Here is a 17,365-nt window from a genome sequence, read left to right as displayed (position 1 = left end):
TCTATTTTTATTTACTTTTATGTATGAAATCGCAAAAGAAGGGGTCAGAATCCTGTAATTCTGATTTCTTTTTTTGATAAAAATAGCGGGGATCTAATCAAAGTGAAAGTAAGTGAAATTACCTGTCATTAAATTTATGACAAAGTGAAAATAAATAAAAGTGTATTTATGGGAGGCTATCATCATGAAAATTGGTATCGGTGCGGACCATAATGGTTATGAATTAAAGGAACAGATTAAAAAGTTTATTCAAGAAACAATGAATCAGGAAGTCGTGGACTATGGATGTCATTCGTGTGATACAATTGATTATCCGGATGTCGCGTTCAAGGTTTCGAAGGCAATAACGGATGGGGAACTGGAACGGGGAATCCTGATTTGCGGAACGGGTTTAGGTGTTGCCATTGCAGCCAATAAATATCCTGGAATTCGTGCAGCAACTTGTCATGATACGTATTCGGCAGAAAGGGCTCAGTTAAGTAATAACGCCCAAATCATTGCAATGGGATCTCAAATTATTGGGGTTGAAGTTGGGAAAAAAGTTGTTGAAGCATATTTAAACGTTTCATGGGCGGAAGGTTCTAAACGCAAGGTGGATAAAATTACCGAAAAGGAAAAAGAGTTTACTGGGATTGACTTTTCAGGGTCAACACCTAAATGCAGTTGATAGGGAGGAATGGTCTGGTGAAATCATTGATACCAGATATTTTAGGAGTAACGGAAGCGGCAGCGATGGCGTCATATCCTTACATTGGCAAAAGGGATAAAATAGCTGCAGATTCAGCTGCCACAAATGCAATGCGCTTAAAATTAAACCAAATGAACATGTCTGGAACCGTTGTTATCGGGGAAGGGGAAATTGACGAGGCGCCAATGCTTTATATAGGTGAGGAATTGGGTACGGAATATGGGCCATCTGTTGATATTGCAGTTGATCCAATCGAGGGTACAACCCCGGTTGCCAATAATCAAGACAATGCTATTACTGTCATAGCTGTTGCTCCAAAAGGAACACTGCTTCATGCCCCTGACATGTATATGAAAAAAATAGCTGTTAATTCAAATGCAAAAGGAACGATCGATATTGATGATCCACTGGAGGATAATCTGAGAGCAGTTGCCAAGGCAAACAATAAACGGATAGAAGAACTGACTGTTGCTATTCAAGATCGTCCGAGACACCGAAAATATGTTAATATAATTAATAAAGCGGGAGCAAATGTGCATCTTTTTCGTGATGGTGATGTTATTTATGCAACTGCAACCTGTATGAATAATCCGGATATCGACATGTTTTTCGGGATTGGCGGGGCACCTGAAGGGGTTCTGGCTTCTGTAGCTGTGAAATGTCTAGGCGGAGAAATGCAAGCCAAACTTCTTCCGCAAAATGATATTGAGCATAACAGGTGTTTGGAGATGGGTTTAAGTAATCCGGAGACAGTATTAAGACATAATCAATTGGTAGGTACAGATGAATGTATTTTTGCTGCAACCGGGGTGACGGATAGTTTATTAATAAACGGTATGAAATCGGCTGACGGAAAATACAGGACACATTCCATTTTGTTAAATGGGATGGAGAAAAGACTAAGCTTTATAGAAAGTAACCATCCATCGGTAATGACGGTGTGATGATGTGAAATGAAAAGGCTGGGAAATATCAAAAAGTGTGATTCGAAAGACGAACAATCTGGTAACTAGCGAAGTATATTTCCGGAGCGGTTATATGCTCCATTTACCCATTTAAAGTTCGGGCCTTCTTTGGATCATACACTTTTGTCCCAGCCTCTGTTTTTAATTTTGAAAGAAATCCGGTCATTGTGCTGTATGTCAATTGACGAGCCTTAAGGATTGTGTTATTATTCAGAAAAATCTTCCACTCTACGTTAAAGGTCAAATACTGGTAAACACAAGGAGGTGGAACATGAGAAAGGATAAGAACTTTAATCGGAATCTTTTTCTTTTGGTTATCATTTTTCTGTTTTTTAACATCATGCCGACGACAGTGGCGGCGAATGATAATGTGATTGATGCGCTGGAAGATACGGTGAAAAAAGCGTCAAAGCATGTAAAGAAAGTATCTGACAAGCTTGATTCTCATTCAAAAAGTATGTCCGGAGACGGCTCCTTCAAACAAAGTCAAAAGGATTCAAAATCTGAAAAGGGTAAAGCGAATGAAGGGACTGACGTTACAGATAAGAATGGTCAAGCGCTTCAAAAAGGTGAAGGTTCGGCTGAAAAAAGGCTTTCCCCAAAAAATGGAGTGAAAAGTAATACTAAAGAAAACGAAAAGCGACATCAGCAACTAGACTTGAAACGAGAAAGTAATACTTCATCCAATACGTCACAATCGGCAGACAAGGAGAAGTTGGCTACTGTTGTTGTGAAAAATCAGCATGTCAATAAAACCTCCAAATGGATAGCCTCAGGAGATCACACACAACTCTCTTCAGGAAAAAACCCTAAAAAGATTGGCAGGCACACGGAAGAGAAAAGTCTTAGTATTTCCACCACAACGAATGATCAAGCAAAAAATGGAGAACCAGCTCAAGTCCATCCGAAAAAAATCAATCATACAAAATCTTCAAAAACTGAAAAAAATGATGCGGATGTGACAGCATCATCCAATAATAATCAAAATCTTATCGGCAAAGTCATCGACGAAACCGCAACTAAAGTTACTGAAACAGTTCATGATGCTGGTAAATTGATTTCGGTGCACGCCGATGTGGGGGATTTGAATGAAAAAAACACTGCAGATCAGGAAAAGACTGTAAAACTAAAGCGTACATCAAAAACATCTTCCAATAAAAATGATCATCAAAAAAACAAAGTTCTGAGCCAAACTACTAATGCAGTTTCGGAAACCGTGGAAAGTGCTGGACAAATGGTGTTTGGCAAGGCGGGAAACAATCAGTCCGCTTCAAAAACGCATAAAGACGTCTCTGATCAAAAGGGTTCTCCATACATGCCTTCTAAAAATCAACATGGAGGTTTAATTGGGACAATCCTTAAAGAAACCACCAATACAGTTAATGGGGCACTTGCCCAGGTGGAGTCAGCATTTTATCCAAACACAAATAAATCAGGTGAACGTACAAGTAAAATTGTTCAGCCTGAAAAAATTGAGGAACATTCGAGAGATACATTGGGACGTATCATAAAGGAGTCCGGAAAAGCGGTTAAGGCTGTTTCCAGTCCTGTGGAGAATACATTGAAACATACCGGAATGATCGTGAAAAATCTCACTGCACCTGTTCCGGAGATAGTTGACCATGTAACGACTGGATTGTCTGGAACATATTCCGCTGTAGTGACCGCGGCTCAAGCATCTGCACAAGAAACATTTGATTTGGCGGACTCCCTAACGTTGGGTCTGGTGGAAACCGGGGGATTGGAACAAGGGATAAACGATACGTTAAAGAGCACCCAAAAGCTTATCGATGAAATTGGTTTCGGACTCCAAGCCACAAGTGACGATGTGCATCAAAGCGTTGGTGCAATTGCTGAAAAAACCGGACAAACAGGAAGCACCATTCTTGATTCTATAACAACTACTACCAAACAAGTAACCGCTGATATTGGTTATGCGGTTAATGATCCGGGTTATCAGGCTGACCATCAAACCAATACCGATGATTCGGAAAACAATGATTATATACCAGTTGATTCCACTGATGCTTCCATAAATATTGTGGAGCAGCAGTCGTTCCGTCCCGATAACCGAAACCGGAAATCAGCAGCTATTCAAGAACCGCATTTTCTTATTGCCAGCAAGCATCAATCGGTTGGAAAGGTGCATGAAAAATATTTGGAACAGAAAAATAGCAATCAGATGATGCCATCAGCAATAACGGATAAGGATGCTGCTTTAGTCCAAAGCAATACAACGAAACCGAAAAAAACGGACGATTTGAAATACACATTGTATAAGATGGTCCATGCTTCCCCAAGTCAAAGTGCTCAAGGGTCTGCGGGGTCTTCATCGGCTTTCGGTGCAATCAATGGATTGGTGGAATGGACCGGGGATGTGCAGAGATTCATGATGGAAGCATTCAATGAAGCGTATTTGCTAATAGATCAAGTCAAAGAAAGACCATTGGAAGATCCTCCAAAGCCTTCTTCTTCTCATTTATAATAATTTGGGAAGAAGGGGAGAAAAATCATGAAAAATAATGGCGTTTCATTTATGATGACTCTATTTGAGTTATTGCAAATGACCATTTATCAAATTTTCCTTCTTCCCGTTACCGAAAAATGAAGAAGGAGAGGGAGATAAATGACATATGGCAATACATTCAAAACGTTAATTGTAAGAGCATTGTCATTTGGGATTTTTGGTAGTAATCAAATCTATTTGGAATTCTGGACGCGAGCACCCCGAAGGTATGGTGATCGCGATGCAACTTCTAGGTTTTGTTAAAACATCTCCGGATGGGCGCGTCCTGATTCCGAAAGATATTCGAAAACAATATGGGCTGGAAGACAAGCGTGTCAAATTATTTTACAAAAACGCTATGATTTATCTGCGAATATCCGACACTGCCGGTTCAACTGGTCAGGTGCGGGAAATCAACGGTCAAGGCAGATTAAGTATACCAGCGGAATTCCGAAGAAACATGAATTGGGAACATCAGGATTATATTGAGATGTACACAAATTCCGTATATTTTTGTTTTCGAGGAAATAAACAAGTGTGTACCTTTTGCGAAAGTACAGATTTAACAATGACATCGATTTACGGGAAATACATTTGTGATGATTGCATACAGACTGTGTTGGGAAAAAAGTATCTGTTGTAACGGTTTTTCGCCCTATATTAATGATGAACTGGTTGGGTGGATGGGTTCGGGTGGATATTTTATAAGATTTAAAAGGCCGGGGATAATTCCCCGGCCTTTTGTTCTATCATTAATCAGCTATTTGGGTCTAAAGAAACGGAACAAATTAACCAATTTATTGAAAAGTCAAACAATGAGCAATGATTCTAAAAAAATCAGCAATATCTATATTGTGAAAACGCTTCAGCAAACGATAATCTTGGTGTGTAATCACAACAGGAAAGAGCAAGATCAGACAAAAAATTGTGAGCTATTTGGCCAGCAGGAGGTGAAATAAGCATAATCTGTTCTTTCCTGTATTCGAAGCTAATAAATAAAAGGAGGTTTTAAGAGCGTGGCTAAAAAAATTATGCGAAAAGCATCAATTGTATTACTGGCATGTATGTTATTGATACCCTATTCGTTTACGAACGTTATTCCTTCAGCACATGCAACCGGCAATGATGAGACAGAAACTACTACTGGGAAGGAAACGCAGGGAAGTTACCAGAAGAAAATTACAGACGATAATCTGGAAGAGGGCGATTTTAAAATTATTCAAGGTGATGGAACACTCACATATCATGATGATGGATCGGTTACTTTTGGCGTTACATCGTCCGGCAAAAATAAAATTGTTTACCAGAACACAGATGAAATTAAGAATGGCACCTTTGAGACAGATATAAAACCGGATACGGACTTGAATCGATTTGGTGTCATTTATCGTGTGCAAGATTCTTCCGCATATTCCTATGTTGGAACAGGAGACAGGAACAATCAGTATTTCCATGAGATTTTTGGACCGAATAATAAATGGACTTCTATGACAAAGGGAACTCCATTGAAGGCTGGTCAAACATACCATTTGCGTGTCCGTTTTATCGATAATTCAGCAACTCTGTACATTAATGATGAAAAGATGGGTTCCTGGTCGCAGTCAGGGGGCGTGGATGAGGCAGGCTTAATCGGACTTGAGAAAAGCCGCGGAGCAGCAAATATTACCATATCAAATGTCAGCATCTCAGAATACACCCCGCCGGAACCCCCTGAAACAGATCCGGTAAAAAGTACGTTAAGCTCGGACTATATGGATGTCACGATCGATGAAGTTTTTCCAAGGGTCATGAACTACACAGTCGGCAACCGGGTCATGAATGGACAAACGACTCCTGTGTATGGTTTGAAAGTTAATAATATGCTGTATTACCCGGAAGTTGAATTTGAAAAAGTCAGTGATCAGGAGGCGATATATACATTAAAAGTTAAAGATGAATTCGCCGGTCTTGATGCTGAATTTACGCTTTCGTTACAAGTGGACGGCAACCATGTTATTTACAGTTTCGATGAAATTACAAACAATGGCGATGCCGTGATTGAGAAGATTCAATTCGCCGATATGAATTTTATATCTGTTAATGCATCGCAGTCCGGTGCAAAGGCTAAACTCACGAATTTGAGCAGTGACGTGACCAAACCGGGAGATGTCAGTGTGAAAGTAGACGAATCCATGAAGAACATCGGCTCTTCCAAAGGATACTATACTGCCTTTTTGTCCACGGATGGTTTAAGTGCAGGTGTATGGTCAAGTTCGGAGGTGAATGGCTATCATAAATTGATTGCCAGCCGATATACAAATGAAAATGGTGACAAAGCAATCGGAATTGGATCAAATTCTTTATTCTATCACAGGGAATTTATGCCGAAGCCATCGTCTAATAAACCTGTCGTTAAGATTGCAATTGCCAAGGATATTAACAATGACAATACGGTTGACTGGCAAGATAGTGCCATTGAATATCGCGATATTATGCAGGATATAAAAGGCTGGGAAAAAGTCAATAATCTTATCGGCTACCGGATTGCGATGAATTTTGGTTCGCAGGCACAACAACCATTTTTAAAGACCCTCGATAATATTAAAAAGGTTGCACTTTCGACAGATGGATTGGGACAAGCTGTTCTTTTAAAAGGATATGCAAGTGAGGGACATGACAGTGCCCATCCCGATTACGGCGATGTCGGCGAGCGCATGGGAGGTAAAGAAGATTTAAATACGCTCATCCGGGAAGCACACAATTTTAATACATCGATTGGTGTTCATATTAATGCGCAGGAAGCATATCCGGAAGCGGATGCGTTCAGTGAAAAACTAATCAACAGCCCGCAGGCAAAAGGCTGGGGCTGGCTGGATCAGGCATATACGATTGATAAGATTTGGGATTTGGCTTCCGGTTCACGGGCTGAACGAATGGATAAATTAAAAGCCGCTGCACCAGGCCTTGATTTTATCTATCTTGATGTTTGGTATCAAGATCAATGGGAGTCCAATCGGGTAGCAGAACAGATTATGGAAAGAGGCTGGAGAGTAACGACGGAATTCGGCACATCCATACCAAATTATTCGACATGGCAGCATTGGGCGGTTGATAAAAATTACGGCGGACCGGCGAGCAAGGGAATTAACTCAACGGTATTGCGGTTTATCAGCAACCATCAGAAAGATTCTTGGGTACTGAATTGGCCTGAAGCAGGCGGCACTGCGGATCATCCGCTGCTTGGCGGATTCCAGCTTGCAGGCTTCGAAGGCTGGCAGTCGGATAAAAATTATGACCATTTCATCCGCAAGACATTTAACGTTAATTTACCGACGAAGTTTTTACAAAAATACTATATCACCGATTGGGAAAAGGTTGAAGGTGACCCAACGGAAACGAACCTTTCGAAGCAGATTACGTTAAAAGATCCAAGCAATGGGGATAAAGTAGTTGTTACAAGAAAAGACAATTCTCGTGAGCGGATTATTACGTTGAACGGCAATGTTGTACTTGATGGTCATAAATACCTGATTCCATGGATAGAACAGGATTTTGAAACACCGACACCTGAATCCAATAAGTTATACCATTGGAATGCAGCGGGTGGAGAGTCAACTTGGACACTGCCTGATGAATATAAAGGTGTTGACAGTCTGAAGGTGTATAAACTGACTGATCAAGGCAGAACAGATATGCAGGAAGTTGACGTGGTTAATAATCAAATTACATTGAATGCTGAAGCTGAGACACCGTATGTTGTAGTAAAGGAAGGCAATGACGGTCCTGAGGTTGATAAATGGAGTACAGGCAACCATGTTCATGATTCCGGGTTTAACACCGGAACAGTGGACGACAGATTCACAAATATTAAAGGGGATAAAGAAGCCGTTGATGTGAAGCGCACCAGTAAAAACGGTGATGCCCGCAATTTAAGCAGCGGTGACTACTATTTGAATATTGACAGCCCGTCAGAGAAAACGACTGTAACTAGAAAACTGACTGATTTGGAGCATGGCAAAGATTATGTTGCCGAAGTATATGTTGAGAATAAAAGTGATGCAAAAGCTTCCATTTCCGTTAAAAGCGGAAGAGAACGTGTGAGCAACTTTACTTTGCGAAGTCTGCAAAAAAATTACGTGAAGGCTGATTCACATGCGACAAATGATGGTTACAACAGTAAAATGCAGCGGATGCAGGTAAGTTTTACAGCCACAGGCAAAAACGCGAAACTGACGTTGAGCAGAGAAGCTGGTGAAGGCAGTACGGAATTTGATGACATTCGAATTGTCCAAAAGTCACTTGATAATCATGTCTCGGAAGATGTTTTCCAGCAAGATTTCGAAACGGTTGTCCAAGGCATTTATCCGTTCGTAATCGGAAATACGGAAGGTGTGCAGGATAACCGGATTCATCTATCGGAATTGCATGCACCATATACGCAAAAAGGCTGGGCAGGAAAACTGGTGGATGACGTTATCGATGGAAATTGGTCGTTGAAGGTAAATACCGGAGCAAACGGTTTGGTGTACCGGACTATACCACAGCATTTCCATTTTGAGCCGGGTGTGACCTACAAAGTTAGTTTTGACTATCAGACTACAGCCGATTCATACAGGTTCATTTCCGGCGATCAGGCAATTGATGTGCATCAAATCGAGAATGCGGAAGGCCTTACATCGAATGAATTGCTGTCATCTTCAACGAAAACAAAAACAGCGTCATTCATGATTACCGGTTCTGAAAACGGCCAAACCTATATCGGGATTTTTAATGATGGAACACAGGTTAATATGCATACCGGAAAAGGTACATTTATTTTGGATAATTTGCGTATTGAAGAAACAGGGGTATCAGATGTATCCGACATCATATCCATAATCAATGAATTGGATAAGGACGGTGCATTCAATAACGACAAAACAGTTCATGCGCTGAAGGTCCATTTAAGACCAATTAAACAATTGGAGAAAAATGAACTAGCTGATAAGGTAGTGAAACATTTAAAAAAATATAAGGAACTTCTAAATCAGAAAAAAGAAGAGGGGTTTATGACCAATTTGGCCTATAAATCTCTTATGGATTCTACAAGCACCTTGATGAATGAATGGCAGCAGTGATCCAATAAAACTTATTAAACAAGTTATTGCAAATAAGAAATTGTAAATTCAAAAACCGGCGGTAAATTCCTGATTTGCCGCTGGAATATTTAGCAGAAATGGGTGATATATTTGAAAATCAAAGGAATTTTATGTATGCTGCTTGGGCTTTTTGTTATTATCAGCGGTATGGGATTAGACAACACTGCATATGCTTCGGGAAATGGTGTTAAAGATGGTTTTTATAAAGAAAAAGAATTATTTAATATTAACGATGGTAAAGGATATGTACAATACCGTATTCCAAGTATTTCTGTTACAGCCAACGGCACTATCCTTGCGGTGGCGGAAGCAAGGACCGGTGGTGACCAAACCCCGACAGACCTTGTTTTAAGAAGAAGTACGGATGGTGGAAAAACGTTTTCGGAACAGGTCATTCTTGCCCCTGGTGTAGCTAATGGAAATGCAGAGATGAATCCGATGCTTCTTGCAGAGGATACCGGCAGCACGGTCCATTTATTGTGGAGTCGCTGGGAATGGGGGAATTGCGAATATTTTATCAGAACAAGTACGGACAATGGTGCGACATGGGGTGAAACAAGAAATATTACTTCTGTGCTGGATGTCTATACAAATCCGGACAGTCCCGAATATTTCCCGAATCTTGCAGGAGCAGGGATGGGGCCTGGTCATGGATTTCAAATGTCGAATGGAGCACTGGTTGTGCCGATTTATTTAACTACTGCCGGATGGGCGAAAAGTACTGTTTCCTATATCTACAGTAAAGACGGCGGTAAGACATGGAAGGCAGGACCTAAAGTGCCGAATCCGGGAGGTTTTTCAAAAATACACGAGAATATGATGGTGGAGCTTTCCGACGGAGGATTAATGACGAATATGCGGAACCCGGACAGTAACTACAGGGCAGTATCCGTAACAAGCGGATTAAACGAACCATGGTCGATTCCGGTTTCTGATAAAAAGTTGATTGATCCCGTTAATCAGGCAAGCCTGGCCAAGTATGATGAAGATACCATTTTGTTTACAAATACGGCAAATACCTCATCTCGTACAAATATGACGATAAGAATGAGTGATGATGATGGCAAAACATGGTTCGCATCCAAAGAAATATACGCGGGACTGACAGGTTATTCGGATGTTTATGTCGGACCGGATAAAACAATTAATATGTTATATGAAAAACCGATGGGAGAAAAAATTGTTTTTGCACAGTTTAACAAGGATTGGATATTAGGTGCTTCAAACATTAGGCTGCAAGCACCGGAACAGATTGAACCGGGCAAGGCGGTGATGGTAAAAGGAACCTTTACCAATCATAGTGAAAAATTGGAAAGGGAAGTTAAAGTAAAACTGGATGCTCCAAAAGGCTGGAAAGTGAAAGAACTACGCCCGGCAGATTTTAAGCACATTAAGCCTGGCGAATCCGAAGAAGTTGCCTGGGAAGTGACTCCGAAAGAAACTGCCAAAGCGGGGACCTATGACCTGACCGCTGCAGCATCCTTTATGATAAGAGGCAATCAGGAAGGAACAACCGCATCAACAAAAATACAATTGTTGCCGGAAACACCAACAGAAACATCTTACCTGAGTGATGTAGGATGGGTCAGTGCTATGAACGGCTGGGGCCCTGTGGAACGGGATACTAGTGTTGGAGGAAGCGGTGCTGAAGACGGAGACGTGTTGACAATTAACGGTGAAACGTATGAAAAAGGACTTGGTGTACATGCCTACTCCAAAATTTTGTATAACCTTGGCGGCAATTTTTCAAGGTTTACAGCAGCTGTAGGGGTGGATGATGAAGTATCTGCTTCCTCAGCAGCAAGTGTTGTTTTCCAAGTTTGGGGAGATGGAGAAAAACTTTTTGACAGTGGTCTTATGACTGGAAAAGATAGTGCGCAAAAGATAGATATTAGTATTGAAGGAGTACATGAACTTGAATTGGTCGTCAATGATGGAGGCAACGGTAAAGGAAGCGATCATGGTGATTGGGCAAATGCAAAAATAATCGCCATTCCGTAATGGTAAGCCTTACTGGTTACCTTAAGAACAATGTAATTAATGCTTGATACCAACACACCGTTAAACACTCCAAATAGTGTTTAACGGTGTGTTTATTTCTTGAATTCCCTACGATATGAAGTAGGAGTCTTATTGGTTGTCCGCTTAAATGCCTGGGCAAAAAAGGACTGTGACGAAAAACCAGTAATGGCCGCGATTTCAGCGATATTATAGTCGGTAGTGTCCAGCAGGATTTTAGCTTCCCTTATTCGGATCTTATTTAAATATTCGATTGGAGAAATACCCATATCATGTTTAAACGTGTGGGCAAGGTAATATTTGTTGAGATGTCCCACTTTGGCCAGTGTATCAAGCGTAATGGGATCACGGTAATTTTGATTAATGTAATATTTTATAAATGCTGTCGCTTTGTTTATATTTTTACTTTCGGTCTTCTTAATGGTGAATCTTTTTCCGCGGCGCAGCTTGACGATAAGTATCTCAATAATATTTTGGCAGATGATTTCATATTCTTCGTTGTTGTGTTGAATTTCATCAAGTAATTTATTCAAGTAGAAAAGAATATCGTCACGGTCCCCCTGATAAGTAAACAACCCCATTTGTGATTCTTTTTCATCTGTGAGGGAGAAAGAAAACCCTTCGATACCAAGTGCAATGTATTCAAGCGAATCTTTCCAGTTGGACTTTTCCGTATGCTCTACATTAGGATTGATTATGACCAAATCATTTTCTTTAACCGGTATTTCATCATCGGGCAGTACAAAGGAGCCCTGTCCTTTTACGATATAAAAAAGTTCTGTGAAGTGGTGGGAGTGCTGTGTACTGTGCCAGCCTTTGTCATATTCCGAGCGGGTTACATATAAAAGCTTAAAACGCATCTTATTAATTGGGAAGTTCTTGACCTTATACACCTCATACGACATTCGATATTCCTCCTTATCCGATTTCATTTTATCGGGATATCAGTAAAAAAACAATATATATAAAAATCTGAACAAGATGTTTATTGTGAAAACGCTTTTAATATTTGTAAAATAATTATAAGTTAAATAACCGAGGGGGTACCATGCATGAGTTTTAAAAAATCATTATTTGCATTGTTTTTGGCATTGTTGACAATAGGTTTAGTTGCATGCAGCGGGGATGAAAAGGAGTCAAGCGCTGAAGGGTCCGATGGCAAGGTTACATTGAATCTTGCTGCATTGGAATCGGCATATGGCGCGGATATGTGGAAAGAAATTGCCAAGAAATTTGAAGCTTCTCATAAAAATGTGGACGTAAAACTGACAGTGGAGAAAAATATTGAAGAGGTTATCCGACCGAAAATGCAAGCAGGAAATTATCCGGATGTTATGCTCCTGGCTACAGGAAGAGAGCAGGCACTAACGGAAACACTGATCAAAGAAAACGGATTGGAAAATATTTCAGATGTGCTGGACATGCAGGTGCCGGGTGAGGATGTAACGGTAAAGGAAAAACTATTGGAAGGGTTTACGGATACACTTGCTACCAATCCGTATGGTGATGGTGAGATGTATATGGCTCCAATGTTCTACAGCCCAACCGGTTTATTCTATAATGCGGGATTGTTTAAGGAAAAAGGTTGGGAGGTGCCTGCTACGTGGGATGGTATGTGGAAACTGGGGGAAAAAGCCAGTAAAGAGGATATGTCACTTTTCACGTATCCAATCTCGGGTTACTTTGATACGCTGATTGGTTCCATGCTTTACGCATCCGGAGGACCTGATTTTTATGAGTCTGTTATGACGTATGAAGATGGCATTTGGACATCGGATGAAGCAACGAAGGTTTTAGAGACAATTGGTAAACTATCAAAATATGTGCATCCGAATACAATAGCGAATGCAAATCCGCAAAATTATACAAAGAACCAGCAGCTTGTCATGGAAAATAAAGCGTTATTCATGCCAAATGGCACATGGGTTACCGGCGAAATGGCTGAAGCACCTAAAGCGGATGGGTTCAAATGGGGAATGACTTCTGTTCCGGCATTTGAAAAAGGCGGAGATCGTTATGCATTTACTTTCTTTGAACAAATTTGGATACCTGCAAAGGCGGAAGATAAAGATGCCGCAAAAGAATTCATTGCGTATATGTATTCAGATGAAGCCGCCTCCATCTTTTTGAAAGCTGGTGCTGTTCAGCCGATTGAGGGAATCACAGATAAACTGAAGGGCCAGAAAAAAGCATTTTACAGTATTTATGAAGAAGAAGGAGCATTGCCTGCAATGGGGACATTTGCTTCCACGAAACCCGTGCCCGGGGTAAGTATTCAAGAAACATTGTATGGTCAGATTGATAGTGTTATCAGCGGCGATCTAACGGTAGAAGCGTGGCAGAAAAGCCTTGAAGAAACAAGCGACAAATTAAGATCCGCGATGAAATAAACTGCAACTGATTATATAAAATGAAAACGGCGGGCAACTGACTCGCCGTTTTGCTTGATTAAGAGAGGTGATACCGTTGAGCAAAAGACTTTCACGGGGAATATTTATCAGCGTATGCATGTTGCCTGCGTTGCTTTTATTTGTTGTATTTATGGTAATTCCGACAATTGAAGTTTTCCGGATGTCCTTATACCGTTGGGGCGGTTTGTCCAATACAAAGTCGTTTGTCGGATTGGAAAACTTTAAAATTCTATGGAATGATATGGATTTTATTCAGTCATTTCAAAACTCCATCTTTTTGATTGTTGTTGTAGCGATTGTCACATTATTTTTTGCGTTGACCTTCGCAGCAATTCTAACGAAAGAGAATATCGTTGGCGATAACTTTTTCCGGGTTGTTTTTTACATTCCGAATATATTATCAATTGTCGTTATAGCGGGGATATTTTCGGCGATTTATGCACCGGACAGCGGATTGTTGAATTCCGTATTTGATAGTTTCAGCTTGGAAAGTTTGCAGCAAATGTGGCTTGGCAATCAGGATATCGTCATTTACTGCCTGGCAGGCGCCCTTGTTTGGCAGGCGCTCGGCTATTATATGGTGATGTACATGTCCAGCATGGCCAGTATACCAGCAAGTTACTATGAAGCGGCATCGTTGGAAGGTGCAGGTCGGTTCAAACAATTTACCAGCATCACGCTGCCGCTTATTTGGACGAACATCCGCACAACACTTGCTTTCTATATTATCAGCACCATCAATCTGAGTTTTTTGTTGGTTAAGGCGATGACAGGCGGTGGACCGGATGGATCAACAGAAGTATTTCTATCCTATATGTATTCACAGGCTTACGGAAACTCTACCTACGGCTACGGGATGGCTATTGGTGTTGTCGTATTTCTCTTTTCATTTGCGCTGGCAGCAGCCATCAGTTTCGTCACGAAGCGTGAGCCACTGGAGTATTAAGGAGCATTCCTGTAATGAAAAAATTTGAGGGGAAATCGGAGAAAATGACAAATGCATAAAAAAAGTCCCCTTGGTACGATAGAGAGTGTCATCGCGGTGACCTCGAATTTAGTACCGAAGGAGGACTTCTACAATGGATTTTACACAAAATAATCGATTAGCGCAAATCAATGAACAAACATTAATTATCGGGGTTGATGTAGCCAAACGTAAACATGTAGCTCGAGCGATAGATGATCGGGGCCGGGACCTTGCCAAACGGCTGGTATTCACCAATTCGCTGCAGGGATTCTCAGATCTTGTGGATTGGGCTGGCAGCCTGTCTGAAAAGTACAGCCGTCCCAATATCATTATTGGGATGGAACCAACCGGCCATTACTGGCTCAACTTAGCTTATCACATGAAGGCTAAAAGCATCCGCGCAGTTGTCGTCAATCCGATGAAGGTGAAACGGTTCAAGGAAATGGATGATGATTCACCTACGAAAAATGATACAAAAGATGCGAAAGTCATCGCTCAGATCGTGCGAGATGGCCGTTTTCATGAACCTACATTACCAGAGGATGTGTACGCCGAATTACGTGAAGGCATGAAACTCTATGACATTATCCAGGAGGATATGTCCTCGATCAAAGCCCAAATGCACAATGCGCTGGATCGATATTTCCCGGAGTTTCTTAATGTCTTTAAAGATTGGACCGGAAAGGCTGCTTTTTATCTATTGGAAAAGGGCTATTTGCCGGAAGATATCCGTAAAACGTCGGAAGAAGATTTACTTCTTGAAGTCAAAAAGGCTGCCAAACGTGGTGTGGGTATCAAACGCATTCGGGATTTGAAACAGGCGGCCAAAGATAGTATTGGCCTCACAGTGGGATTACGTATGGCACGTCAAGAAATTCGTTATTTGATTGATCAGTATAAGGCTTTTGAAGAACGTCTTATCGCTCTTGAAGCACAATTGGAAGAATTTGTTCTTCATATCCCTGGAGCTGATCAGATGATAGCGATTAAAGGCGTAAGTGCCATAACAGTGGCCGGTTTTTTCGCTGAAGTTGGTGATTTATCGAATTATCAGGATCCACGCCAAATCATTAAATTAGCGGGATTCAATCTTAAGATGAATCAGTCAGGCCTGTTCAAAGGCCAAACAACCATCACTAAGCGAGGACGAAAAAGGCTGCGAAGCTTACTGTATCAAGTCGCACGCCCATTATCCCTGCATAATGAAGGTTTTAAGCAGTTGCATCATTATTATCGTCGTCGATCCGATAATCCGCTGACAGGAAAACAGTCGTTTATCGCATTAAGCCGTAAACTCATCAAGATCTTTTATGTATTAGGTACACGGAAGTGTACATTCAGTGAAGAGCGCATGATACGTGATATTCCCATGATTTCGACATTACAGGAAGTAGCTTAACAAGACGTACAGCTATCGTTTTGAACCACCTTTTGACAATTGAAGCACGGATTAGCCGGTCAGTATTTCATCCGTTAGGGCATAGACCCACCTAAGGAGCATTTCCGGCATCCACCATGGTCAGGTCGAACGAAGGAATTTGCGCGCATAGACGCCGAGAGACATGGGAGGGTCCACCGCCATGAAAACGTGGAGATCCAAGGTGCGATCATAAGATTAATTATCCATTTAATGGAAAATACCCATTAAAGCCTATTCGGTTTAACCTGCTAGTTCCACATTTATCCTTAAATGTAATTAAAAGGATTAAAGGCCGCTATGGACTTCAATTAATCAAAAGAAATTCGGAGAAAAACGAAGCATTTCTAAGAAAATATTAATTTATTGAGGGAGGTGTCCATATGAAGAAAAAGAAAGGCATCAGTACAGATCGTCTTATCAAAATTTTTATCTATGTTGTCCTGATTGGTTTGGCAGTATCAATCATTGTACCGGTAGCGTGGGTATTCACCGCTTCCATTAAAGAGAATTCAGAGTTTTACAGTACGCCATGGTCAATTCCGGACGGCTTCCACTTCCAGAACTTTGTGGAGGCATTTGTTCAGGCAAATATGGGCGACTATCTATTAAACTCAGTCATTGTAACAGTAGTGGCTCTTATTGTGCTGATTGGCGTGGCACTGCCGGCAGCATATGTTTTATCACGGTTTAAATTTATCGGAAGCGGCCTGTTGAACGCCTTCGTGAAGGCCGGGCTGTTCATTAATGTAAGTTATATTGTTGTTCCAATCTTTTTAATGCTTTTGGAATGGGATAACGTATTGAATCCTATTTTTGATGAGGCTTTTTTTATCAATAATCTGTTTGTACTTGCGGTAATCTATGCTGCAACCGCATTGCCATTTACTATTTTTCTGTTGTCCAGTTATTTTCAGACACTTCCTACTGATTTTGAAGAGGCAGCAAGTATCGATGGCGCGGGTTATTTCAAAACGATGATTTCGGTTATGTTTCCCATGGCAACCCCAAGCATTGTGATTGTCATTCTATTTAATTTTCTCTTGTTCTGGAATGAGTATATTTTAGCGTTGACACTTCTTCCGGGCGAAGACAAAACACTGCCTGTGGGATTGTTGAATCTGATGGCGGCGGAAAGGGCAGCTGTTAATTACGGGCCAATGTATGCAGGTATGGTGATTGTTATGCTGCCGACGCTGATTTTATATATTATCGTGCAAAAACGTCTGACAGAAGGTATGACTGTCGGTGGAGTGAAAGGGTAGGTGTTGTAAT

Annotated in this window: 11 protein-coding genes; 10 read left to right on the top strand and 1 reads right to left on the bottom strand. The window is 41.1% G+C overall.

Annotation, left to right across the window (positions count from 1 at the left end):
- The first annotated feature begins 184 nt into the window (after nt 1-184).
- From rpiB to B1K71_RS15695, 6 genes are all read left to right on the top strand, one after another.
- Complete coding sequence (gene rpiB, locus B1K71_RS15725) at nt 185-667, top strand: ribose 5-phosphate isomerase B (protein ID WP_077328700.1); 483 nt, start codon at nt 185-187, stop codon at nt 665-667.
- A gap of 17 nt (nt 668-684) precedes the next feature.
- A complete protein-coding gene (gene glpX / locus B1K71_RS15720; protein ID WP_139343343.1) occupies nt 685-1,632 on the top strand; it encodes a class II fructose-bisphosphatase in 948 nt (315 codons plus the stop codon).
- A 292-nt stretch (nt 1,633-1,924) separates the two neighbouring features.
- The gene (locus tag B1K71_RS15715; RefSeq protein ID WP_077328698.1) at nt 1,925-4,138 is read left to right on the top strand and encodes a hypothetical protein; all 2,214 of its coding nucleotides are present in this window, start codon (nt 1,925-1,927) and stop codon (nt 4,136-4,138) included.
- Between the two features lie 190 nt (nt 4,139-4,328).
- Nucleotides 4,329-4,802 carry a hypothetical protein gene (locus tag B1K71_RS15710; protein WP_077328696.1) on the top strand — a complete coding sequence of 158 codons (474 nt, stop codon included), beginning with the start codon at nt 4,329-4,331 and terminating at the stop codon, nt 4,800-4,802.
- Between the two features lie 373 nt (nt 4,803-5,175).
- A complete protein-coding gene (locus tag B1K71_RS15700; protein WP_245799314.1) occupies nt 5,176-9,255 on the top strand; it encodes an endo-alpha-N-acetylgalactosaminidase family protein in 4,080 nt (1,359 codons plus the stop codon).
- Between the two features lie 111 nt (nt 9,256-9,366).
- Nucleotides 9,367-11,277, top strand: a complete 1,911-nt coding sequence (locus tag B1K71_RS15695) for an NPCBM/NEW2 domain-containing protein (protein ID WP_139343342.1) — start codon at nt 9,367-9,369, stop codon at nt 11,275-11,277.
- A 92-nt stretch (nt 11,278-11,369) separates the two neighbouring features.
- On the opposite strand, the gene B1K71_RS15690 is transcribed toward B1K71_RS15695, so the two are convergent.
- Nucleotides 11,370-12,200: an AraC family transcriptional regulator gene (locus tag B1K71_RS15690; protein WP_077328690.1), complete on the bottom strand. Its 831-nt coding sequence runs from the start codon at nt 12,198-12,200 to the stop codon at nt 11,370-11,372.
- Nucleotides 12,201-12,347: 147 nt separating this feature from the next.
- Between B1K71_RS15690 and B1K71_RS15685 the strand changes: the two genes are divergently transcribed.
- The 4 genes from B1K71_RS15685 to B1K71_RS15670 all read left to right on the top strand — a co-directional run bounded on the left by B1K71_RS15685 (nt 12,348) and on the right by B1K71_RS15670 (nt 17,355).
- Nucleotides 12,348-13,685 (top strand): carbohydrate ABC transporter substrate-binding protein, encoded by a 1,338-nt coding sequence (locus B1K71_RS15685; protein ID WP_077328688.1) that lies wholly within the window; start codon nt 12,348-12,350, stop codon nt 13,683-13,685.
- Nucleotides 13,686-13,761: 76 nt separating this feature from the next.
- Nucleotides 13,762-14,652, top strand: coding sequence for a carbohydrate ABC transporter permease (locus B1K71_RS15680; protein WP_077328686.1), 891 nt, complete (start codon nt 13,762-13,764; stop codon nt 14,650-14,652).
- Between the two features lie 133 nt (nt 14,653-14,785).
- Complete coding sequence (locus tag B1K71_RS15675; protein WP_077328683.1) at nt 14,786-16,072, top strand: IS110 family transposase; 1,287 nt, start codon at nt 14,786-14,788, stop codon at nt 16,070-16,072.
- A gap of 401 nt (nt 16,073-16,473) precedes the next feature.
- Nucleotides 16,474-17,355 (top strand): carbohydrate ABC transporter permease, encoded by an 882-nt coding sequence (locus tag B1K71_RS15670; protein ID WP_077328681.1) that lies wholly within the window; start codon nt 16,474-16,476, stop codon nt 17,353-17,355.
- Nucleotides 17,356-17,365: the final 10 nt, after the last annotated feature.

Source organism: Virgibacillus siamensis (genome assembly GCF_900162695.1).
In the GTDB taxonomy this organism is placed as follows: Bacteria; Bacillota; Bacilli; order Bacillales; family Amphibacillaceae; genus Lentibacillus; species Lentibacillus siamensis_A.
This window is presented reverse-complemented; position numbering and strand designations above follow the sequence as displayed.